Here is a 21,841-nt window from a genome sequence, read left to right as displayed (position 1 = left end):
CGCGTCACCTGATCAGGATGGCGCGGAAATCGTTGACGTTGGTCAGGGTCGGGCCGGTGATCACCTGATTGCCAAGCGCCGCAAAAAACCCGTGTGCGTTGTTGCGGGCAAGCTCTGCCCTTACGTCAAGGCCCAGGGCGCGCGCTCTGGCCAGTGTCGACGGGCCGATCACGGCGCCGGCCACCTCGGCCGCGCCGTCCACCCCGTCGGTGTCGCAGGCCAGCGCATGAATGCCGGCGGCACCTTTCAGTTCAAGGGCCAGCGCCAGGCAGAACTCGGCATTCGGGCCGCCGATGCCGTCGCCCCGCCGCGTGACGGTCAACTCGCCGCCCGACAACAGCACAAGCGGCCGGTCGCCCGGATTGCGGGCATCCCGCCGCGCCAGTGCCAGCCTGGCCTGGGCTGCGGCCACCGCGCGCGCCTCGCCTTCCAGCGCGTCGCCCAACACGTCCACCTCAAGCCCCATTGCGCTTGCCAGCCGGGCCGCTGCCGCAAGGCTTTGCGAGGCCGCAGCGATGACATGGTTCTCGGCCCGCGCCAGGCGGGGGTCACCGGGGGCGACAACGCCCGTGGGGCGCGTCAGACAGGCGCGGACGGCCGCAGGAACGGGGACCTTCCAGCGCTCGAGGATCGCCAGCGCCTCTGTGGACGACGTCGCCTCGCCGACGGTGGGACCCGAGCCGATCAGGCCCGGATCGTCTCCGGGCACGTCCGAGATCATCAGGCACAGCAGCCGCGCCGGATGGGCGGCCGCAGCCAGTTGCCCGCCCTTCACGCGGCTGAGGTGCTTGCGCACGGTGTTGATCGCGGAAATCGGCGCCCCCGAGGCCAGAAGCGCCGCGTTGACCGCCTGTTTGTCACCCAGCGTCAGGCCCTCTGCCGGCGCGCAAAGCAGGGCCGAGGCCCCGCCCGAGATCAGCGCCAGCACGAAATCCTGCGGTCCCAGCGGCGTCAGCAGGTCCAGGATGCGCCGGGTTGCCGCGACCCCCGCCGCGTCGGGAACCGGATGTGCGGCTTCGACGATCTCGATGCCTTGGCAGGGCCGGCCATGGCCGTGGCGCGTGATCACCAGCCCGTCACAGGCGCCCCACCGGCTTTCGACCGCCTCGGCCATGCGGGCGGCGGCCTTTCCCGCCCCGACCACCAGCACCCGGCCCGCCGGCCGTTCGGGCAGGAAACTCCCCAGGCTGCGCATCGGGTCCGCGACCGTGATGGCACGGTCGAACAGGGCACGAAGAAGCGGGTCAGGATCGGTCATGGCAGGGCTTGGGCGCCGGATCCTATGGCAGGGCCGTTGCGGCGGCGGGGCGTTCCGTCTGTCCAGACAGCCCCGCGTCGCGGCGCCATGTCAAGGCCGTGTCTTGTGCCACCGGCATCGGCCATGGGCGCGGTCTTCGCTGGCAGGCCGGCCACCGGAACGGCGGGGGCGGCGGGTGGCAGGGTCAACGACTCCGGCCAGTGTCACGCGCCGGGCAAGGATGTGGTTCAAGGCGACCCGCATGGGCGTGGTCCTTGGGCTGCGGAACGCGCGCAGGTCAGACCTCGGCCAGCCGCACCCGGCGCCCGTCGCGGGCCGAAAGGGCGATGGCGTGGATGGCTTTTTCAATCTCCAGCCCGGCGGTGAAATCCAGCGGCGGGCGGGCGCCGTCGCGGATGGCGCGCAGAAGGCCGGCGGCTTCGATCACCTTCATGTCGTTGAAGCCCAGCTGGTGCCCCGGTGCGGGACAGAAGGCGCCGTAGGGCGGGTGCTCGGGCGCGGTCAGGATGGTGGTGAAGCCCTGCAACGCCTTCGGCCCGCGGTTCTGGAACAGCTGCAGTTCGTTCATCCGCTCCTGGTCAAAGATCACCATCCCCTCGGTGCCATGCACCTCGAACCCCAGCCGCGACTTGCGGCCCCAGGCGCTGCGCGAGGCCACCATCGTGCCCTTCACCCCGCTGGCAAAGGTCAGGAGCGCCGCGGCGGTGTCCTCGTTCTCGACCGCCGCGCGGCCCTTGCCATCGGGCATGGGGCGGGTCCTGTGGAGGGTCTCGATTTCACCCACCACGCTGTCCAGCGGGCCGGCAAGGCCGGTCAGGAGCGAGATCAGGTGGCAGCCGATGTCGCCCAGCGCGCCGAGGCCCGCCTGTTTCAGCGTGGCGCGCCAGGACCAGGCCAGCGCCGGGTCGGCCTGGTAATCCTCGTCCACCCAGCCGCGGATATGGACGACGCGGCCGATCTCGCCCGCCGCCACCAGCCGGCAGGCGTGGGTATAGGTGGGGTTGGCGGTGTAGTTGTAGCCAAGCTGGGTCTTCAGCCCCGATGCCCGCGCCGCCGCCTCCATCGCTCGGGCATCGGCCAGCGTCAGCGCCATGGGCTTTTCGCACCAGACATGCTTGCCGGCCTTCAGCGCCGCCTCGGCCATCTGCCGGTGCATGCCGTTCGGTGTGGTGATCGAGATCAATTGGATGCCTGGATCGTCCAGCAGGTCGCGCCAGTCGCCGGTGGCGCGGGCAAAGCCGAACTGTCCGCCCATCTCGGCGGCCTTTGTGGCCGGCGTTTCCGCCAGCGCCACCAGCCGCACCGCGGGCACATCGCCCATCACCGCCTTGACCGTGCGATAGGCCAGCGCATGGGCCTTGCCCATGAAGCCGGTGCCGATCAGCCCAACGCCGATACTGTCCATCATGCCACCCTTTCCAGCCAGTCGCGGAAGGCGTCCACGACATCATTTTCGCAGGCCACCAGATGCTGCGGCGCGGTGGCGTCGATGCGCATCCCTAGCAGATCGCGGACGATCTGGCGGGGCATTATGGCAGCTCGACCAGCACGCGACCGGCTTCGACCCTGACGGGATAGGTCCGCAGGTTGACGCAGACCGGGGCGCGCTTGGCCTCGCCGGTGCGATAGTCGAACTGGCCGTTGTGCTTGGGACATTCGATCAGGAACTCCATCACCAGCCCGTCGGCAAGATGCACATGTTCGTGGCTGCACAACCCGTCGGTGGCGTAGAACCTGCCGTCCGGCCCGTGGTAGATGGCATGGGTCGCTCCGGCGTGGTCAAACCGGATCAGGTCTTCGGCGTCGATGTCGCCGGGCGCGCAGGCGTCAATCCAGTGCGGCATGTCCGGTCCCCTTATTCGGCGGCGTTGGAAGCTTGGGCCATCATCCCCGGCACAAACTGGTGGAAATCCTCGCGGTAGGGCTTGGCGCTGGCTGGCAGGTCGCGGCGAATGAAATAATCCTCATAGGCCAGCTGGCGCCTGAACGCCGGCCACATCTCGCGGAACCCCTCGAGGATCGAGCGGTTGGGCGCGGGCAGGTCGCCCTTGATCGTCTCGTGCAGGCGGGGAAGCGCGTGATAGGGCACCATCGGGAACATGTGGTGTTCGACGTGGTAGTTCATGTTCCAGTAGATGAAGCGGCTGACCGGGTTCATCAGCACGGTGCGGCTGTTCAGCCGGTGGTCGATGACGTTGTCGGCCAACCCGCCATGCTGCAACAGGCCGGTCATCACATGGTGCCAGGCGCCGTACATCCGCGGCAGGCCGATCACCATCAGCGGCAGGATGGAATGGGTCCACAGCGCCAGGGTCAGCGTGGCGGCATAGATGCCCAAGTGGATGCGGGCGACCTTGCGGACCTTGCCCCATTCGCTTTCCGGCACGAAGGTGCGTTCCTCGGCCGTAGGGCCGTCCAGCGCGTTGCGGATCAGGTTCGGGAAGAATTTCATCACGTCGATGATGCCGAAGAAGTTCAGCATCACCCGCGCCAGGTCCGGCGGGCGCATCACCGCGATTTCCGGGTCACGGCCGACGAAATAGGTCTCGGAATGGTGCCGCGCATGGCTCCAGCGCCAGGTGGCGGGATTGCGCATGATCATGAAGCTGGCGATCTGGTAGACGACGTCGTTCATCCACGGCGTGCGGAAGGCGGTGCCGTGGCCGCATTCGTGCCAGCGCGAGTCGGAGGCCGAGCCGTACAGCACGCCATAGGCCAGCCAGAACGGCAGCGAGGCCCAGGAAGGCCAAAGCGCGATGCCGATGCCGGCGCAGGCGATCATGACGCCGTAAAGGATGAGTGTGTCGCGAATGGCCGGCTGGTCGGTCCGGGTCATCAGGTCTTTCATCACCTTGCGCGGCACTTCGGTGTGATACCACTCCGCCGCGGTCAGGCCGCGGTCGACGGCGCGCTGCGCGTCGGCCCCGAACGGGCTGTAGTCCCGTTTCCCCATGCCGTCCCCTCCCCAGGCTGGCCGGGCGCCCGTCATGCAGCGGGACCCGACTCGTCGATAGACCGGAAGGCGCCGATTCACCAAGAGACGGGCTTGCAGGTTCCATCAGAACCCATCACGCTGCCATCAGGAATGATGTGAAACCATCAGGAGCAGCATGGCCCGCCGCCCTACCATTCACGATGTCGCCCACGAGGCCGGCGTGTCCACCGCCACCGTCGACCGTGTCCTGAACGCGCGCGAGAAGGTGCGCGAGGACACCGCGCGCCGGGTGTACGAGGCTGCGCGCCTGGTTGGCTATCACGCCACGCCGCTGATCGGGCAAAGGGTGCAGATGGACCTGCCGCGGCTGCGGCTGGGCGTGGTGTTGCACAAGGAACGCCAGGCCTTCTATCAGTCCTTCAAGGCCGAGATCGAACGCGCCGTCACCCGGGCCACCGGGCTGCGCGCCTCGGCGGTGATCGAATTCGCCAGCTCGCAGACGCCGGCCGACTTTGCGGCGCTGATCGACGGGCTGGCCGACCGGGTGGATGTGGTGGCCGCGACCTCGGTCACCCACCCCGAGGTCACCGAGGCGGTGATGCGGCTGAATGCGCGCGGGATTCCCTGCTTTGCCCTGCTGAACGATTTCGCCCAGGGCGTGCGGCAGAATTACCTGGGCCTGAACAACATGAAGATCGGCCGCATCGCCGCGCACATGATCGTGCAGACCTCGCACCGGCCCGGCAAGATCGCGGTTTTTGTCGGCGGCTACCGCTGGCACGGGCATGAACTGCGCGAGACAGGTTTTCGCAGCTATTTCCGCGAATACGCGCCGCAGTTCACCATCCTGGACACTCTGGTGAACCTGGAAACCCGGCAACTGACCTATGAGGCGACGTTGGATCTGCTGGGCCGCCACCCCGACCTGCGTGGCATCTATTGCGCGGGCGGCGGCATGGAGGGCGCCATCGCCGCCCTGCGCGAGGTGCGCCAGCCCGGCGAGGTGGCGCTGATCGTGAATGAGCTGACGCCGGAAAGCCGGGCCGCGCTGATCTCGCGCTATGTCGGCATGGTGATCGGCACGCCGCTGCCGCGCCTTTGCGCCGACCTGGTGACGCTGGCGGCTGAGGCGGTGCAGAAGGGGATCACCCCGGTGCTGGGCCAGCATTTCCTGCAGCCGGACCTGTATCTGCCGGAATCCGTCTGACGAAAGGCAATCATTCCGTTTCGGCAATGCCATCATCCCTGACGAAAAGCATCACCGATTGAATTGACCGAATCGGATGCGGTTCGCATCGTCTGTCCCCAATCGGCGCAGGGGTGGGGAGACCATGCGATGACATCCTTTGCCCTGAACCACATGACCGTGGCCCGCCTTGGCTATGCGCAACTGCTCGACCTTGCAGCCGACCTGGACATGGTCGGCGTCGAGGTGCGCAATGACCTGCCGCAGCCGCTGTTCGACGGCATGGACCCCGCCGCCGCCGGCGCCCTGGCCCGCGACAAGGGTCTGCGCCTCCTGGCGGTGGCCGAGGTCAAGCGCTTCAACGACTGGTCCGACGGCAAGGCTGCCGAGGCGCTGGCGCTGATGCGGATTGCCCGCGCCGCCGGGGCCGAGGCGGTCAGCCTGATCCCGCGCAACGACAATGGTGGCATGGGCAACGGCGAACGCCAGGCGGCGCTGCGGGTGGCGCTCAAGGCGCTGAAGCCGATGCTCGAGGACCACGGGCTGACCGGCCTGGTGGAACCGCTGGGGTTCGAGACCTGTCCACTGCGCCACAAGGCCGAGGCGGTCGAGGCGATCGAGGCCACCGGCGGCAGGGAGCAGTTCAAGCTGGTGCATGACAGCTTTCACCACACGCTGGCCCAGGCTGGGCCGCTGTTCCCGCAGCACACCGGCCTTGTCCACATCTCGGGCGTGGTCGATCCCACCGTCACGCTGGCGCAGATGACCGACGCGCACCGCATCCTGGTGGATGCCGCCGACCGGCTGGGCAACATCGACCAGATCGCCGCCTTGCGGGCGGCCGGCTGGGACGGCCCGGTCAGCTTTGAATCCTTCGCGCCGCAGGTCCATGCCAGCGCCACGCCGCTGGCGGATCTGGCGGCGTCGATGACGTTCATCCGCGAGGGCATGGCCCGCAAGGCCGCCTGACCGCCAGGGTAACCGGGGCGCCTGGGAGAGAGGGGTGCCCCTCCGGCAAAGTCACGGATGCGCCGGACATCCACAAAGGGAGAGAGACCATGAAGAAGACCCTTCTTGCCGCCGGCTTCGGCGCGCTGATGACCACGACTGCGATGGCCGACGGCATCGGCGTGTCGATGGCGCTGTTCGACGACAACTTCCTGACCGTGCTGCGCAACGGCATCCAGTCCCAGGCCGACAGCGCCGGGCTGAGCGTGCAGATCGAGGACGCGCAGAACGACGTGGCCAAGCAACTTGACCAGATCAACAACTTCATCGCCTCGGGCGTTGACGCGATCATCGTGAACCCGGTGGACACCAGCGCCACCCAGGCGATGTCGGACGCCGCCGCCGCTGCCGGCGTGCCGCTGGTCTACGTCAACCGCCAGCCGATCAACGTCGACACCCTGCCCGACAACCAGGCCTTCGTGGCCTCGAACGAAGTGGAATCCGGCACGCTGGAAACCATCGAGGTCTGCCGCCTGTTCAAGGAGCAGGGCAAGACCGAGGCCAATGTCTATGTGATGATGGGAGAGCTGTCGAACCAGGCCGCCGTGCAGCGCACCGCCGACATCCATGACGTGATCGCGGCCGGCGAGTGCGAGGTGACGCTGAACATCATCGACGAGCAGACCGCGAACTGGAGCCGCGACCAGGCGCAGAACCTGATGACCAACTGGCTGTCGACCGGCGCCGCCTTCGACGGCGTGATCGCCAACAACGACGAAATGGCGATCGGCGCGATCCAGGCGATGAAGGCCGCGGGGCTGGACATGGCCACCGTCGTGGTGGGCGGCGTCGACGCCACCCAGGATGCCCTTGCGGCGATGCAGGCGGGCGATCTGGACGTGACGGTGTTCCAGAATGCCGCCGCCCAGGGCGCCGGCGCGCTGGATGCCGCCACCAAGCTGGCCGCGGGCGAGGCGGTCGAGCAGAAGGTCTATATTCCCTTCGAGCTGGTCACCCCGGCCAACATCGACACCTACCTGACGAAGAACTGATCCGGCCCTCGCGCCGATCGCAGGGGGGCGGCGTTCTTGCCGCCCCCGTCCTGCACGCCCCTTCCGGCGGCCGCCGCGCCGCCTTCGGGGCCAGAGGAGTGACCATGGTACAGACACAGCACGGGATCGGGGGGCTGAGCTACGATCCGGCCAAGCGATCAAGACCGCCGGAACTGAACGTGTTCCTGGCACTTGTCCTGATCACCGTGGCGTTCGAGCTGATCGGCCGCCTGTTCCTGGGCGACAGTTTCCTGTTCAACACCCGCGACAACGTCGATGCGATCTTCAACTGGCAGCGGCTGAACATCATCATCCTTCAGGTCTCGATCATCGGGATCATCGCGCTGGGGGTGACGCAGGTCATCATCTCGGGCGGGATCGACCTTTCCTCCGGCTCGATCGTCGGCGCCACGGCGATGGTCGCGATGAGTTTCGCGCAGACCGCCATGGTGAACGGCAACCCCAACCCCAAGGCCATCTTCGGCGACTGGGCGATGGACCTGCCGGTGCTGGTGCCGGTGCTGGTGGGCCTTGGCTGCGGGCTGGCAGCCGGCATGGTCAACGGGGCGCTGGTGGCGTTCACCCGCATTCCGCCCTTCATCGCCACGCTGGGGATGATGGTCTTCGCCCGCGGCTTTTCGCGCTGGTGGTCGAACGGCAACCCGGTGTCCTTCCCGACCGAGGGCTATGCCGCCATCGGCAAGGGCATGATGCCGGTCCTGATCTTCGTGCTGCTGGCGGTGCTGTTCCACCTGATCCTGACCCAGACCAAATACGGCAAGCATTGCTATGCGGTGGGGTCGAACGAACAGGCCAGCCGGATGTCGGGCATCAAGGTCGCCAACCACAAGGTGCTGGTCTACACCATCGCCGGGATGCTGGCCGCGCTCGCCGCCATCGTGCTGTCATCCAAGAACCTGACGGCACAGGCCGGCATGGGGGTGATGTACGAACTGGACGCCATCGCCATGGCGGTGATCGGCGGGGTCAGCCTGCAAGGCGGACGCGGGTCGATCCTGGGCACCGTGCTGGGGGCGCTGATCTTCGGCGTCATCATCTCGGGCTTCACCTTCCTTCAGCTTGACGCCTATTACCAGGAGATGGTGAAGGGCGTGATCATCGTCGGTGCCGTGGTGCTGGACCAGTGGCGCCAGGGCCGCAGCAGGGGGTAACGCTGATGACCGACACCATTCTGGAAACCCGCGGCCTGACCAAGCACTACGGCGGGGTCCACGCGCTGAGCGACGCCAGCTTCACCCTGCGCCGGGGCGAGCATGTGGCGATCATGGGCGACAACGGCGCGGGCAAGTCCACCTTCGTGCGCCAGATCACCGGGGTCGAAAGGCCCACCCGCGGGCAGATCATCTTTGACGGGGTCGAGCACACCTTCGAAAGCCCGATCGAGGCGCGCGAAGCCGGCATCGAGACGGTGTTCCAGAACCTGGCCCTGGCCGATGATCTGGACGTGCCGTCGAACCTTTTCCTGGGGCGCGAGAAGTTCCGTTTCCGGCTGGGGCCGTTCTCGATCCTGGACAAGAAGGCCATGCGCGAGGCCAGCCTGCAGGCGCTGGTCAAGACCGGGGTCAAGATCCCGAACCTGATGAACACCATCCGCAACATGTCGGGCGGGCAGCGGCAGTGCGTGGCCATCGCCCGGACGGCGGCCTTCAAGTCCAAGCTGGTGATCATGGACGAACCCACCGCCGCGCTGGGGGTGCAGGAAACCGCGCAGGTGGAAAACATCATCCGCACCCTGAAGGAGGCGGGCGAGCCGCTGATCCTGATCAGCCACAACATGCGGCAGGTGTTCGATCTGGTCGACCGGGTGGTGGTGTTCCGCCGCGGCCGCATCGTCGCCAACCTGCGCAAGCAGGAGACCAGCGGCGAGGACGTGGTGTCCTACATCACCGGCGCCAAGACCGGTTCGGAATTCGAAGGCGCGGCGTGACATCGCGCCGGAATTCCGGCAATTCCCTTACCCCAGACCAGACAGGGCCCCCGGCCCGCGCAAGGAAAGACCGACCATGACCCTTCGTTTCGCCATTCTCGGGGCCGGCCGCATTGGCCAGGTCCATGCCCGCGCGGTGGCCGGCACCCCCGGCGCGCAATTGGTCGCCATCGCCGACCCGGTCGCCAAGGCGGCCGAAGCGGTGAAGGCGGCCTATGGCTGCGACATCCGCAGCATCGACGCGATCGAGACCTCGGCCGATGTCGACGCCGTGGTGATCTGCACCCCCACCGACACCCACGCCGACCTGATCGAACGCTTCGTCCGCGCCGGCAAGGCGGTGTTCTGCGAAAAGCCGGTCGACCTGTCGCTGAAGCGGGTGGCCGACTGCCTGAAGGTCGTCAAGGCCGCCAAGGGCAAGCTGATGGTCGGCTTCAACCGCCGCTTCGACCCCGATTTCATGGCGGTCAAGGCGGCCATCGACGCCGGCCGGGTGGGCACGGTGGAAATGGTCACCATCACCAGCCGCGATCCGGGCGCCCCGCCGCATGACTACATCACCCGCTCTGGTGGCATCTTCCGCGACATGACGATCCATGACTTCGACATGGCGCGCTGGCTGCTGGGCGAAGAGGTGGAGACCGTGCAGGCCGCGGCCTCGGTGCTGACCGACAAGAAAATCGGCGAACTGGGCGATTTCGACAGCGTCAACGTCATCCTGCGCACCGCCAGCGGCAAGCAGGCGATCATCACCAACACCCGCCGCGCCACCTATGGCTATGACCAGCGGATCGAGGTTCTGGGCTCGACCGGCATGGCCTCGGCGGAAAACCATGGCGAAAGCCGGGTGACCGTGGCCGACAAGGACGGCTTCCACTCGGCGCCGCTGCTGAATTTCTTCATGACCCGCTACGTTGCCGCCTATGCCAACGAGATTGCCGCCTTCATCGCCGCGATAAAGGACGGCGCGCCGATGCCCACCACCGGGCAGGACGGACTGATGGCCCTGGCCCTGGCCGAAGCGGCGCTGAAGTCGGTCGCCGAAGGCCGCAGCGTGCGCGTCTCCGAAGTGCTGTGATCCAGGGCGAAGGGGCGGGTTGTCCGGCCCTCTTGGCTGCCGGACCGCCCCGCCCGGCGTGGGGATTTCGATCTGCACCATTTACAAATGCAAAAGTATGAATATATAGGGTGCTGAATCGAACTTCCCAGCGCGAGGCCCGGCGATGATGCGACTGATTGCAACGATCCTGGCGCTTTGGTTGCCGCTCTCTGCAACGGCCGAGACCTTCACCCTGCAACCGGTCGAGTTGACCGACTGGAAAGCCGTCTTCGGCCGGATCGAGGCGCGCGACCGCCTGCCCGCGCGGGCAAGGCTAGGCGGCACCCTGGTGGACCTTGCGGTCAAGGAAGGCGACACTGTCAAGGCGGGCGATGTGCTGGGCCGCATCGTTGACGAAAAGCTTGGCTTCCAGCTTTCGGCCATCGACGCTCAGAAGACCTCGCTCGAGGCGCAGCTTGCCAATGCCGAGGCGGAACTGAAACGCGGCGAGGACCTGCTGTCCCGCGGCGTGACGACAGTGCAGCGGCTGGACGCGCTGCGCACCCAGGTCGACGTGCTGAATGGCCAGATCGAGGCCGTTTCGGCCGAGCGGCAGGTGGTGCAGCAGCAGTCCGACGAAGGCGCGGTGCTGGCGCCGGCCGATGGCCGCGTGCTGGACGTGCCGGTCGCCATGGGCGCTGTGGTGATGCCGGGCGAGGTGGTCGCCGTGCTGGGCGGCGGCGGCATCTTCCTGCGGCTGGCCGTGCCGGAACGCCACGCGACCGCGCTCAAGGAAGGCGACACCCTGCCCATCGAAGGCCCGGACGGCGAGACGCTGGGCAAGCTTGAGCGGGTCTATCCGCTGATCGAGAACGGCCGCGTGGTGGCCGACGTGGCGGTTGAGGGGCTGTCGGACCGTTACGTCGATGCCCGCGTGCTGGTGCGGTTGCCGATGGGCACCCGGGCCGGCCTTGCGGTGCCGCAAAGCGCGCTGATCACCCGGGCGGGGGTGGATTTCGTCGCGGTGGAAACCGACGCCGGGCTGATGCTGCGCACGGTGATCCCGGGCGATGCGCACCAGATCGACGATGTGGCCATGGTCGAGGCCCTGAGCGGGCTGCAGGCCGGCGACAGGGTGCGCACGGATGGCGCGGTGGCCGCAGCCGAGGTTGCGGCGCGCGCCGCGGAAGGGGCGGCCCATGAGTGACCGGCCCTTTGTCGAACAGGCCCTCGGCATCGCCGGCGGCCTGACGCGCGCCTTCATCGCATCCGCGCTGACGCCCCTGTTCATCCTGGCCGCGCTGGCGGCGGGTCTGGTCGCGCTGACCTCGCTGCCGCGCGAGGAAGAGCCGCAGATTTCCGTGCCGCTGGTCGATATCCACGTTCGGGCCGCGGGCCTGCGGGCCGAGGATGCCGTCAAGCTGGTGACCGAACCGCTTGAGGTGATCGTCAAGGGCATCAATGACGTCGAGCACGTCTATTCGCAGACCCATGACGACGCGGCCATGGTAACCGCCCGGTTCAATGTCGGCACCAAGTCGGAAGATGCCATCCTGCGGGTGCATGAAAAGCTGCGTGCCAACATCGGCCGTCTGCCGGTGGGCATTCCCGAGCCGCTGGTGATCGGGCGCGGCATCGACGACGTTGCGATCCTGGCGCTGACGCTGTCGGCCGCGCCGGGGGCCGAGGTTTCGGCCGCTGACCTGACCCGCATCGCCCGCGCCCTGCAGGCCGAGGTGGCAAAGACCGATGACGTGGGCCTGACCTATCTGGTCGGCGACGCCTCCGAGGCCATCCGCATCGCGCCCGACCCGGATCGCCTCGCGCTCTATGGCGTGACCTTGCAGCAGCTGGCGGGCAAGGTGGCGCAGGCCAACCGCACGCTGACCACCGGCAAGGTGCGCGATGGCGGCGAGGAGATTGACCTTGTCGCCGGCGAAACCCTGCGCGCGCCCTCGGAAGTGGCGGGCCTGCTGCTGACCACCCGCGACGGCCGCCCGGTCTATGTGTCCGACGTGGCCGAGGTGTCCTTCGTGCCCGACACCTCCGACCATATCGTCGCCATGGTGAGCAAGGACGCCGCCGGCCAGCCGGTCCGCACCCCGGCCGTCACCCTTGCGGTTGCCAAGCGGGCCGGCGCCAATGCCGTGGTGGTGGCCGAGGCGGTGCTGCACCGGCTTGAGGCCGCCGAGGGCCAGCTGATCCCGAACAGCGTGCAGGTGACGATCACCCGCGATTACGGCGAGACGGCCAACGAAAAGGCCAACGAACTGCTGTTCCACCTCGGGCTGGCGACGATCTCGATCATCGGCCTGGTGTGGATTGCCATCGGCTGGCGCGAGGCCATCGTGGTGGCCATCGTCATTCCGGTGACCATCCTGCTGACGCTGTTTGCGTCCTGGATCATGGGCTACACGCTGAACCGGGTCAGCCTCTTCGCGCTGATCTTCTCGATCGGCATCCTGGTCGACGACGCCATCGTGGTCATCGAGAACATCGCCCGCCACTGGGGCATGAAGGACGGCCGCCCGCGCGCGAAAGCGGCCATCGACGCCGTCGCCGAGGTGGGCAACCCCACCATCGTCGCCACCCTGACGGTGGTCGCCGCGTTGCTGCCGATGCTGGCCGTGTCGGGGCTGATGGGCCCCTACATGTCGCCCATCCCGGCCAACGCCAGTGCCGCAATGATCTTTTCCTTCTTCGTCGCCGTCATCATCACGCCCTGGCTGATGGTCAAGATCGCCGGCCGTGCCGACATGACTGCGCATGGCCATGATGATGCCTATGGCGGCCACCCTGGCGGCCGCCTGGGCCGCTACTATGCCGCCGTGGCGCGGCCGATCCTGGCCTCGAAGGCCCGTTCGCTGGGCTTTCTGCTGGTGACGGTGGTGCTGTCCTTCGGCTCGCTTGCCGCGCTTTACACCAAGGACGTGACGGTCAAGCTGCTGCCCTTCGACAACAAGTCGGAACTGGCGGTGATGATCGACCTGCCCGAGGGCGCCTCGGTCCAGGCCACCGACCGGGTGGCGCAGGATGTGGCAGCGGTGGTCCTGTCGTTGCCCGAGGTGCTGTCGGTGCGCACCCATGCCGGCACCGCGGCGCCGTTCAACTTCAACGGTCTGGTGCGGCACTACTTCCTGCGGGCCGAGCCGCAACTTGGCGAGGTCGAAATCCTGCTCACCGGCAAGGCCGAGCGTGACCGCCCCAGCCACGACATCGCGCTGGACATCCGCGAGCGGCTGAAGGCCCTGGACGTGCCCCCCGGCACGGTGCTCAAGACCGTCGAGCCGCCGCCGGGCCCGCCGGTCATGGCCACCCTGCTGGCCGAAGTCTATGGCCCCACGCCCGAGGCCCGCCGCGAGGCCGCGACGAAGATTCGCGCTGCCTTCGAAAGCGTGCCCTTCGTGGTGGACGTGGATGACAGCTTCGGCACCCAGCCGCGGCGGATGCGGGCAACGATCTCGACCGACCAGCTGGAATTCTTCGGCGTGCAGGAACAGGACGTGTTCGACACGCTTGCCATCCTGAACGGCGGCCAGACCGTGGGCTATTCCCACCGCGGCGAGGGGCGCTATCCCATCCCCCTGCGGCTGGAACTGCCGAAAGGTGACCGGGTGATCGACGAGCGGTTCCTGACCACCCCCATTCCCGCCAACACCATCCCCGGCGCGCGTGGCGTTGTCGAACTGGGCGATGTGGTGACGGTGGCCGAGGAAAAGGCCAGCTTCCCGATCTTCCGTCGCAACGGCCGCTCGATCGAGATGGTCACCGCCGAGCTGGCGGGCGCCTTCGAGGCGCCGCTTTACGGCATGCTGGCGGTGGCCGACAAGGTGGCAGCCATGGACTGGCCCGAAGGCGGCAAGCCCGAGGTCAGCCTGCACGGCCAACCCGCGGACGAATCGAAGATCACCCTGTTGTGGGACGGCGAATGGGAGGTGACCTTTGTCACCTTCCGCGACATGGGTGCTGCCTTCGGCATCGCGCTGGTGGGCATCTACATTCTGGTGGTGGCGCAGTTCGGCAGCTTCAAGCTGCCGCTGGTGATCCTCACGCCCATCCCGCTGACGTTCCTGGGCATCATGGTCGGCCACTGGCTGTTTTCGGCGCCGTTCTCGGCGACCTCGATGATCGGCTTCATCGCCCTTGCCGGCATCATCGTGCGCAACTCGATCCTGCTGGTCGACTTCATCCGCAACGCCACGCCTGCGGGCAACCGCCCCGACGTGGCCACGCTGATCGAGGCCGGCGCGATCCGCTTCAAGCCGATCCTGCTGACCGCCGTCGCCGCGATGATCGGCGCGGTGGTGATTCTTGCGGACCCGATCTTCCAGGGCCTCGCGATCTCGCTGCTGTTCGGCCTGCTGACTTCAACTCTGCTGACCGTGTTGGTCATCCCGGCGATCTACCGGGTGTTCCGCACCTGACCTTGAAAGGAAATCCACATGACCCTTGACCGTTCCGTGATGCTGTTCGCCGGCTGCATGGTGCTGCTCAGCGTGTTGCTGACGGCCTTCGTGTCGCCCCTATTCGTCTGGTTCACCGTGTTCATCGGCCTGAACCTGATCCAGTCCAGCTTTACCGGCTTCTGCCCGGCGGCCAGCGTGTTCCGCAAGCTGGGCATCAAGGCGGGCTGCGCGTTCAACTGAGGGGGAGGACGATTTTCGACGAAAATCGTGGACGAAAATCGTGCGATTTCCGGTTCCGTGTCAGTCCTTGAGCAACAGCGCCAGGGCGAGGCATGTCAGTGCCACGCCCGGCAGCACCAGCGCCGGCGGGGCCGCGCCGTGCACGGCCAGTTCCCACAGGATCACCCAGGCGGGCACCAGGTAGGTGTAGGCCATGACCTTGGCCGCCGGCAGCCGCAGGGCGGCGTATTGCAGCAGGAAGAAGGTCATCGCCGTGGCCGCGACCGTGACATAGGCCAGTGTCACCCAGACAATGGCCGGCAGCGCCGCCCAGTCGGTTGCGGCCAGCGCCTGCCAGCCCCAGACCAACATCACCGCTGTGCCGGCCACCATGGTCCAGAAGGTGAAGACGATCGCCGCCTCGCCTCGGTTCAGTTTGCGCACCAGTGGCGCATAGAGCGCATGCGCCGCACAGCCCCAGAATTAGATCGCCTCGCCGCGCCCCACCTCCAGTCGCAACAGGGCCGCCACCTCGCCGCGGAAGATCACCCACAGCGCGCCGCCGGCGCCCAGCGCCAGCGCCAGCGCCATCCGCCCGCCCATGCGCTGGCGCAGCAAGAGCCAGCCGAAACCCGCCGCCATCACCGGGGTCAGGGTGAAGACCGCGGCCGAGGAGACCGCGCCCGCCGTCTTCAGCCCCTCGAACATCAGCACGAAATAGGCCGCCATCAGCGCGCCCAGCAGCGGATAGCGCCAGGGCGCCGCCAGCGCCTGCCGCGGCAGCCCACGGGTCATCAGCGCGGCCGCTCCGACCAGAACCGAAGCCAGCGCGAACCGCGCCGCGGTGATCGCCACGGGGTCCACCAGCGGCGCCGCCATCCGGCCCAGCGAAAACGACCCCGCCACCAGCGCCGAGAACCCCAGCATCGCGGCGTGGCCGCGCGCGGCCTCGCTCAGGTGCACAGCCGCCAGGCCTTCGCCGCCTCTTTCAGGTGCGCAACGAAAGCGCTGACCTTGCGGGTGCGGTGCAGATCGACATGGGTCACGATCCACAGGGCCGAGTCCCACTCGGGCCGCGGCGGCAGCACTTCGACCAGGCCATCGTCCGCCTCGGCCCGATAGGCCGACAGGAACCCGATCCCGGCCCCCTGCCGCAGCGCCGCCTCCAGCGCCGCCGGCTCGGTGGTGCGAAAGAGCAATTGGTCGGCCCCCACCCGCTCGCGCAGCCAGCGGTAGAACGGCGCGCGGCTGGCCTCGTTGTCGGGCGCGATGAAGCGGTGGCCGGTGAAATCCTCGGTCACGGGCAGGCCATGCGTCGCCACATAGCTGCGCGCGGCGTAAAGCCCGGTCTTCAGCCGCACCAGTGGCTGCACCACGTTGTCGGGTTCCTCGGGCGCTGCGCCGGCGCGGATCGCCACATGCGCCTCGCCGTAGTCCAGCCGGAACAACCGCATGTCGGTCAGGAACCGCACGATCAGCGCCGGCCAGCGCGCCTGGAATTCCGTCAGCACCGGCACCAGCAGGTCGGCCACCCCGGCGATCGAGGTCACCACCAGCTCGCCCTGCACCGTCTCGCCCTGGCCCTTGATGCGGTTCTGCAACTGGGCGAACTGCTCTTCGGTGGTCTGCGCCACCGTCAGCAGGTCCCGTCCCGCCTCGGTCGGGGTGTAGCCACGGGCGTGGCGCTGGAACAGCCGCGTGCCCAGCCGACGCTCCAGCGCGTCGATGTGGCGGATCACCGTGGCGTGGTGCACCCCCAGCACCTCGGCCGCGCCCGAGACCGTGCCCAGCCGGGCGACCTGGAACGCCGTGCGGATTTCGTCCCAATTGTCCATGGCGACCTCCACGGTGTCTGTGCGTCTGCGCACATGAACCCCGAACGCCGGCCGCTTCGCAAGCGGAATCCCCAAGCCACGCCTGTCAGGCCGCGCTTGACTCGCGCCTCGCGCGGGCGTATCGCCCAACGCAATTCCCCGGAGGCCAAGGCTTCCGGTCCCTTGGGCAATGGCCCGGGATCGCCATCCGTCAGCGCGGTTGCGCCCACGGGTGCTTTCCGGCATTCCCCCGGGCCATCGCCGCGCGACAAAGGAGAGCGCCATGTTCGAAAGCCTGTCAGAACGCCTTGGCGGCGTCTTCGACCGCCTGACGAAACAAGGCGCGCTGAGCGAGGCCGACGTCGTCACCGCGCTGCGCGAGGTGCGGGTGGCGCTCTTGGAGGCCGACGTTTCCCTGCCGGTCGCGCGCGACTTCATCAAGCGGGTGCAGGAAAAGGCCACCGGCAGCGCGGTGACCAAGTCGATCACCCCCGGCCAGATGGTCGTCAAGATCGTCCATGACGAGTTGATCCGCGTGCTGGCCGGCGACGGCCCGGCCGATGCGCTCAAGATCGACAACCCGCCCGCCACCATCCTGATGGTCGGCCTGCAGGGCAGCGGCAAGACCACCACCACGGCCAAGCTGGCCAAGCGCATGAAGGACAAGGCCGGCAAGCGCGTGCTGATGGCCAGCCTCGACACCAACCGCCCCGCCGCGATGGAGCAGTTGCAGATCCTGGGCAGCCAGATCGGCGTCGACACCCTGCCCATCGTCAAGGGCGAAAGCGCCGTCCAGATCGCCAGACGCGCCAGGACGCAAGGCAGCCTTGGCGGCTATGACGTGATCTTCCTGGATACCGCCGGCCGTCTGCACATCGACGAAGTGCTGATGGACGAGGTCCAGTCGGTCCGCGACATCGCGCAGCCGCGCGAAACCCTGCTGGTGGTTGACGGCCTGACGGGCCAGGACGCCGTCAACGTCGCCACCGAGTTCGACGGCAAGGTCGGCATCTCGGGCGTCGTCCTGACCCGGATGGACGGCGACGGCCGCGGCGGTGCGGCGCTGTCGATGCGCGCCGTCACCGGCAAGCCGATCCGCTTTGTCGGCCTGGGCGAGAAGATGGATGCCATCGAGGTGTTCGAAGCCGAGCGCGTGGCGGGGCGCATCCTGGGCATGGGTGACATCGTCGCCCTGGTGGAAAAGGCCCAGGAAACCTTCGAGGTCGAGCAGGCCGAGCGCATGGCGAGGCGCTTTTCCAAGGGTCTGTTCAACATGAACGACCTCAAGGCCCAGATGGAGCAGATGATCAAGATGGGCGGCATGAAGGGCCTGATGGGCCTGATGCCCGGCATGGCCAAGCATCAGGCTGCCGCCGCCGAGGCGGGCATCGACGACCGGATGCTGAAACGCCAGATCGCGCTGATCAACTCGATGACCAAGAAGGAACGCGCCAACCCCGACCTTCTGGCCGCCAGCCGCAAGAAGCGCATCGCTGCCGGTGCGGGGCTGGACGTGGCCGACCTGAACCGGCTGCTCAAGCAGCACAAGCAGATGGCCGAGGTGATGAAGAAGATGGGCAAGGGCGGCGGTCTGAAGCAGATGATCAAGCAGATGATGGGCAAGGGCGGCGGCCTGCCGGACCCGTCCAAGATGTCGCCGGCGGAACTGGCCGACATGGCCAAGGGCATGCGCGAAGGCATGGGCGGCCGGGGTGGCCCCGGCGCCGCGATCCCCGGCATGCCCCGCGGCATCACCCTTCCGGCGGGCCTGTCGGGACTGATGAAGAAGAAATGACGGTCGCGCCCACCCTTCTGACCCCGCGTCTGCGGCTGCGGATGCCCGTGCTGGCCGATTTCGGGCCGCACGCGGATTTCCACGCCTCAAGCCGTTCGGTGCATGAGGGCGGGCCGCGCTCGCGCGCCGCCGCCTGGCGCGTCTGGGCTTCGGACGTGGCGCTTTGGCTGCTGCGCGGCTACGGGCCGTTCGGCGTCGAAAACCGCGACACTGGGGGCTATCTGGGCGAAGTCGGGGTCTATCAGGGCGCCGACTATCCGGGGCCGGAACTTGGCTGGTTCGTGGTTCCGGCGGCGGAAGGCACCGGCGTGGCCCATGAAGCGACGCGCGCTGTCCTGGACTGGCTGCGCGCCAGCTTCGACTGGCCCTGGATCACCAGCATCATCGACCCGGCCAACAGCCGCTCGATCACGCTGGGCCTGCGGCTGGGCGGGGTGATCGACCCGTCGCTGCCGGGCGTCGATCCGGGCGATGTGGTGATCCGCCACGATCTGCGGGGCAGGGCTGCATGATCCGGCTGTTCGGCATCCCCGAGATCGAGACCGAGCGGCTGCGCCTGCGCGCGCCGATGCCGTCGGACTATGAGGTCTTTGCCGAATTCATGCTGTCGGACCGGTCGCGCTTTGTCGGCGGGCCGGTCGGGCGCAGCCTGTCGTGGCGCGGCTTTTGCCACATGACCGGGCATTGGGTGCATCGCGGCTATTCGATGTTCGTGGTGGCCGACAAGGCGACCGACGCCGCGCTGGGCATGGCCGGGCCCTGGTATCCCGAGGGCTGGCCCGAACCCGAGATCGGCTGGTCGATCTGGGACGCGCGGGCGGAAGGCAAGGGCTTCGCCTATGAGGCCGCCCGTGCCGCCCGGCGCTTCGCCTATCAGGTGCTGGGCTGGAGCACCGCGATCTCGCTGATCGTCGAGGGCAACGACAGGTCCGAGGCGCTGGCCCGGCGGCTGGGTTGCCGGCGCGATGGCGACTTCGAGCATGACCTGTTCGGCAGCAGCCGGATCTTCCGCCACCCCGGCCCGGCCGAGGCTTTGGCATGATGCACTGCCCGCCGCCGCCGCACCTGGCCACGATCCCGGGTCCCGCCGCCGATTTCGCGGCCGCGCTGGCGGCCCACCTGCCGCGGATCGAAACGTCGCGCACGGTGCTGCGCGCGCCGCGGCTGTCCGACGCCGCCGCCTGGATCGCGATCATGGTGCCGGATACCGAGGGGCACCTTGGCGGCCCGCATGACGAAGATGGCGCCTTCACCGAATTCGCCGCGACCGTGGGCCTGTGGCTGCTGCGCGGCCATGGTCTCTGGACCGTGACCGACCATGCAGACCGCGTGCTGGGCTTCGTGCTGATCGGCTTTGAACCCGGCGACCAGGCGCCCGAACTGGGCTGGCTGTTCCTGCCCGAGGCCCGCGGCCGCGGCCTTGCGACCGAGGCCGCCGCCGCCGCCCGCGCCCATGCGCTGAGCGCGAGCGGCCTTCCCGAACTGGTCAGCTACATCGACCCGACGAATGTGCGCTCCCGCCGCGTCGCGGAACGGCTGGGCGCACGGCCGGCCGGCACGATCTCCGACCCCGGCTCGGACGCCTGGGCCGAAATCTGGCGCCACGCCCCCCTGCCCGCGGAGACCACATGACCGACGCCGCAACGATGGCCGCAACGCTGCTGAAGGACCACCGCGAATCGATCGACCGGCTGGACGCGATCCTGGTCTTCACCTTGGCCGAACGCTTCAAGCACACCCAGTCGGTCGGCCGGCTGAAGGCCGAACACGGCCTGCCGCCCAGCGATCCTGCCCGCGAGGCGCGGCAGATCGACCGGCTTGAGACGCTGGCCCGCGAGGCCAACCTCGACCCGGAATTCGCAAGGAAATTCCTGAACTTCATCATCAGCGAAGTGATCAGGCACCACGAGAAACTGCAGAAATAGGTCAGGGGCCTCCCCGTCCTTCCAAGCCATCCAAAGGAGACACCACATGGCTATGAAAATCCGTCTGGCGCGCGGCGGTTCCAAGAAGCGCCCGTTCTATTCCATCGTCGCCACCGACAGCCGCATGCCGCGCGACGGCCGCTTCCTGGAAAAGCTGGGCACCTACAACCCGCTCTTGGCCAAGGACGATGAAAAGCGCATCGTCATGGACATGGACCGGGTGAACCACTGGCTGAGCCAAGGCGCCCAGCCGACCGACCGCGTCGCCCGCTTCCTGGAAGCCGCCGGCGCCCGGCCCAAGACCGCCCGGTCGAACCCCAAGGCCGCCGTTCCCGGCAAGCAGATGGCCGAGCGCGCCGCCAAGAAGGCAGCTCGCGCCGCCGAACCGGCCGCCGAATGACCCTGCGCGCCGTCCCATGATCCCCGGCCTCGGCCTTGTGCGCAGGACCATCACGCTGGCCCTTCTGGTGGCGGCGTTCTGGGCCGGCGTTCGGCTGGGCACCTCGGGCCAGCCCGATGCCTGCATCGACGAGGGTGGATCGTGGGACGCGCGCGGCTTCTGCCTGGGGCCGCGCCCGGACCCGGACGCGGCTCCGGCACCTTTGCCGGGGGTGAACCCATGACGACCGACCGCATCTGTGTCGGCGCGATTGCCGGCGCCTTCGGCGTGCAGGGCGAGGTGCGGCTGAAAAGCTTCTGCGCCGAGCCTTCGGATATTGCTGCCTACGGTCCGCTGACCACCGCCGACGGGGGCCGCAGATTCACCCTGCAGCTGACCCGGCCGGTGGCGGGGGGCCTGGGCGCGCGCCTCTCGGGGGTCTCGACCAAGGAAGAGGCCGACGCCCTGAAGGGCACCGAGCTTTACGCCGAGCGCAGTCGCCTGCCGACCTTGCCCGACGACGAATTCTACCACGCCGACCTGATCGGCCTGGAAGCCCGCGATCCGGGCGGCGCGGTGATCGGCTCGGTCGTCGCCGTGCTGAACCATGGTGCCGGCGACATCCTGGAAATCCGCCGCCCCGGCGCCGCCCAGACCCTGCTTCTGCCCTTCACCAGGGCCAATGTGCCGACCGTGGACCTGGCATCCGGCCGCGTGGTCGCCGACCTGCCCGAGGGTCTGGACGGCTAGCCCGCCGCCGCCGTTCTGCCGGCCTGCACGCGAAGGGCCGCAAAACCGCCCATCTTTCGCCACGTCGCTCGTCCAGATTGCACCCGTCAACGGTGCCGAAGCCGTATCCGACCGGCGATCTGCGCAGTCTTTCGCGCCGATCCGCCCCGCCGGAGGCCTCGGCCGTTATCGGAGGGCAGGGCCATTC

Annotated in this window: 23 protein-coding genes and 1 pseudogene; 17 read left to right on the top strand and 7 right to left on the bottom strand. The window is 68.1% G+C overall.

Translation table 11 applies throughout. The features are described from left to right. Positions 1-4: 4 nt before the first annotated feature. From LHP98_RS17490 to LHP98_RS17475, 5 genes are all read right to left on the bottom strand, one after another. Positions 5-1,258, bottom strand: a complete 1,254-nt coding sequence (locus LHP98_RS17490; RefSeq protein ID WP_227253846.1) for a glycerate kinase — start codon at positions 1,256-1,258, stop codon at positions 5-7. Positions 1,259-1,535: 277 nt separating this feature from the next. Next, the gene (locus LHP98_RS17485; protein ID WP_319638961.1) at positions 1,536-2,666 is read right to left on the bottom strand and encodes a Gfo/Idh/MocA family protein; all 1,131 of its coding nucleotides are present in this window, start codon (positions 2,664-2,666) and stop codon (positions 1,536-1,538) included. Beyond that, the gene (locus tag LHP98_RS19540) at positions 2,663-2,788 is read right to left on the bottom strand and encodes a hypothetical protein (RefSeq protein WP_264473843.1); all 126 of its coding nucleotides are present in this window, start codon (positions 2,786-2,788) and stop codon (positions 2,663-2,665) included. The genes LHP98_RS17485 and LHP98_RS19540 overlap by 4 nt, the downstream gene beginning before the upstream one ends. Next, positions 2,788-3,102, bottom strand: coding sequence for a MocE family 2Fe-2S type ferredoxin (locus tag LHP98_RS17480; protein ID WP_227253845.1), 315 nt, complete (start codon positions 3,100-3,102; stop codon positions 2,788-2,790). The genes LHP98_RS19540 and LHP98_RS17480 overlap by 1 nt, the downstream gene beginning before the upstream one ends. Before the next feature lie 11 nt (positions 3,103-3,113). Then, a complete protein-coding gene (locus tag LHP98_RS17475; RefSeq protein ID WP_227253844.1) occupies positions 3,114-4,211 on the bottom strand; it encodes a fatty acid desaturase family protein in 1,098 nt (365 codons plus the stop codon). A gap of 157 nt (positions 4,212-4,368) precedes the next feature. Here LHP98_RS17475 and LHP98_RS17470 point away from each other — a divergent pair, with 157 nt between their 5' ends. The 9 genes from LHP98_RS17470 to LHP98_RS17430 all read left to right on the top strand — a co-directional run bounded on the left by LHP98_RS17470 (position 4,369) and on the right by LHP98_RS17430 (position 15,012). Further along, complete coding sequence (locus LHP98_RS17470; RefSeq protein WP_227253843.1) at positions 4,369-5,400, top strand: LacI family DNA-binding transcriptional regulator; 1,032 nt, start codon at positions 4,369-4,371, stop codon at positions 5,398-5,400. A 129-nt stretch (positions 5,401-5,529) separates the two neighbouring features. Beyond that, positions 5,530-6,348 (top strand): TIM barrel protein, encoded by an 819-nt coding sequence (locus tag LHP98_RS17465; protein WP_227253842.1) that lies wholly within the window; start codon positions 5,530-5,532, stop codon positions 6,346-6,348. A gap of 89 nt (positions 6,349-6,437) precedes the next feature. Beyond that, positions 6,438-7,379, top strand: coding sequence for a substrate-binding domain-containing protein (locus LHP98_RS17460; RefSeq protein ID WP_227253841.1), 942 nt, complete (start codon positions 6,438-6,440; stop codon positions 7,377-7,379). 104 nt (positions 7,380-7,483) lie between these two features. Next, positions 7,484-8,551 (top strand): ABC transporter permease, encoded by a 1,068-nt coding sequence (locus LHP98_RS17455; RefSeq protein WP_227253840.1) that lies wholly within the window; start codon positions 7,484-7,486, stop codon positions 8,549-8,551. Between the two features lie 5 nt (positions 8,552-8,556). Continuing rightward, on the top strand, positions 8,557-9,327 hold the full coding sequence (locus tag LHP98_RS17450) for an ATP-binding cassette domain-containing protein (protein WP_227253839.1): 771 nt from the start codon (positions 8,557-8,559) through the stop codon (positions 9,325-9,327). Positions 9,328-9,403: 76 nt separating this feature from the next. Next, the gene (gene iolG, locus LHP98_RS17445; RefSeq protein WP_227253838.1) at positions 9,404-10,405 is read left to right on the top strand and encodes an inositol 2-dehydrogenase; all 1,002 of its coding nucleotides are present in this window, start codon (positions 9,404-9,406) and stop codon (positions 10,403-10,405) included. A 145-nt stretch (positions 10,406-10,550) separates the two neighbouring features. Then, positions 10,551-11,573, top strand: coding sequence for an efflux RND transporter periplasmic adaptor subunit (locus tag LHP98_RS17440; protein ID WP_413687724.1), 1,023 nt, complete (start codon positions 10,551-10,553; stop codon positions 11,571-11,573). Continuing rightward, the gene (locus LHP98_RS17435) at positions 11,566-14,790 is read left to right on the top strand and encodes an efflux RND transporter permease subunit (RefSeq protein WP_227253837.1); all 3,225 of its coding nucleotides are present in this window, start codon (positions 11,566-11,568) and stop codon (positions 14,788-14,790) included. Before LHP98_RS17440 ends, LHP98_RS17435 begins: the two co-directional genes overlap by 8 nt. A gap of 18 nt (positions 14,791-14,808) precedes the next feature. Continuing rightward, positions 14,809-15,012, top strand: coding sequence for a DUF2892 domain-containing protein (locus tag LHP98_RS17430; protein WP_227253836.1), 204 nt, complete (start codon positions 14,809-14,811; stop codon positions 15,010-15,012). Between the two features lie 60 nt (positions 15,013-15,072). Here the strand turns inward: LHP98_RS17430 and LHP98_RS17425 are convergent. Further along, positions 15,073-15,918, bottom strand: a pseudogene (locus tag LHP98_RS17425) (DMT family transporter). 26 nt (positions 15,919-15,944) lie between these two features. Then, entirely contained in the window at positions 15,945-16,826 is an 882-nt protein-coding gene (locus LHP98_RS17420; RefSeq protein ID WP_227253835.1) for a LysR family transcriptional regulator, read from the bottom strand. Between the two features lie 262 nt (positions 16,827-17,088). Between LHP98_RS17420 and ffh the strand changes: the two genes are divergently transcribed. Genes ffh through rimM form a run of 8 tightly spaced genes read left to right on the top strand, consistent with a single transcriptional unit; the run spans position 17,089 to position 21,654 of the window. After that, positions 17,089-18,600: a signal recognition particle protein gene (gene ffh / locus LHP98_RS17415; RefSeq protein ID WP_227253834.1), complete on the top strand. Its 1,512-nt coding sequence runs from the start codon at positions 17,089-17,091 to the stop codon at positions 18,598-18,600. Beyond that, entirely contained in the window at positions 18,597-19,112 is a 516-nt protein-coding gene (locus tag LHP98_RS17410; RefSeq protein WP_227253833.1) for a GNAT family N-acetyltransferase, read from the top strand. The genes ffh and LHP98_RS17410 overlap by 4 nt, the downstream gene beginning before the upstream one ends. Further along, complete coding sequence (locus tag LHP98_RS17405; protein WP_227253832.1) at positions 19,109-19,642, top strand: GNAT family N-acetyltransferase; 534 nt, start codon at positions 19,109-19,111, stop codon at positions 19,640-19,642. The genes LHP98_RS17410 and LHP98_RS17405 overlap by 4 nt, the downstream gene beginning before the upstream one ends. Next, positions 19,639-20,232: a GNAT family N-acetyltransferase gene (locus tag LHP98_RS17400; protein ID WP_227253831.1), complete on the top strand. Its 594-nt coding sequence runs from the start codon at positions 19,639-19,641 to the stop codon at positions 20,230-20,232. Before LHP98_RS17405 ends, LHP98_RS17400 begins: the two co-directional genes overlap by 4 nt. Then, positions 20,229-20,525, top strand: coding sequence for a chorismate mutase (locus LHP98_RS17395; RefSeq protein ID WP_227253830.1), 297 nt, complete (start codon positions 20,229-20,231; stop codon positions 20,523-20,525). Before LHP98_RS17400 ends, LHP98_RS17395 begins: the two co-directional genes overlap by 4 nt. A 46-nt stretch (positions 20,526-20,571) precedes the next feature. Continuing rightward, positions 20,572-20,925 carry a 30S ribosomal protein S16 gene (gene rpsP / locus LHP98_RS17390; protein ID WP_227253829.1) on the top strand — a complete coding sequence of 118 codons (354 nt, stop codon included), beginning with the start codon at positions 20,572-20,574 and terminating at the stop codon, positions 20,923-20,925. A 16-nt stretch (positions 20,926-20,941) separates the two neighbouring features. After that, on the top strand, positions 20,942-21,148 hold the full coding sequence (locus tag LHP98_RS17385) for a hypothetical protein (RefSeq protein WP_227253828.1): 207 nt from the start codon (positions 20,942-20,944) through the stop codon (positions 21,146-21,148). Next, complete coding sequence (gene rimM, locus LHP98_RS17380) at positions 21,145-21,654, top strand: ribosome maturation factor RimM (protein ID WP_227253827.1); 510 nt, start codon at positions 21,145-21,147, stop codon at positions 21,652-21,654. Before LHP98_RS17385 ends, rimM begins: the two co-directional genes overlap by 4 nt. Positions 21,655-21,841: the final 187 nt, after the last annotated feature.

This window comes from Rhodobacter sp. Har01 (assembly GCF_020564565.1).
Taxonomy (GTDB): domain Bacteria; phylum Pseudomonadota; class Alphaproteobacteria; order Rhodobacterales; family Rhodobacteraceae; genus Pseudogemmobacter.
This window is presented reverse-complemented; position numbering and strand designations above follow the sequence as displayed.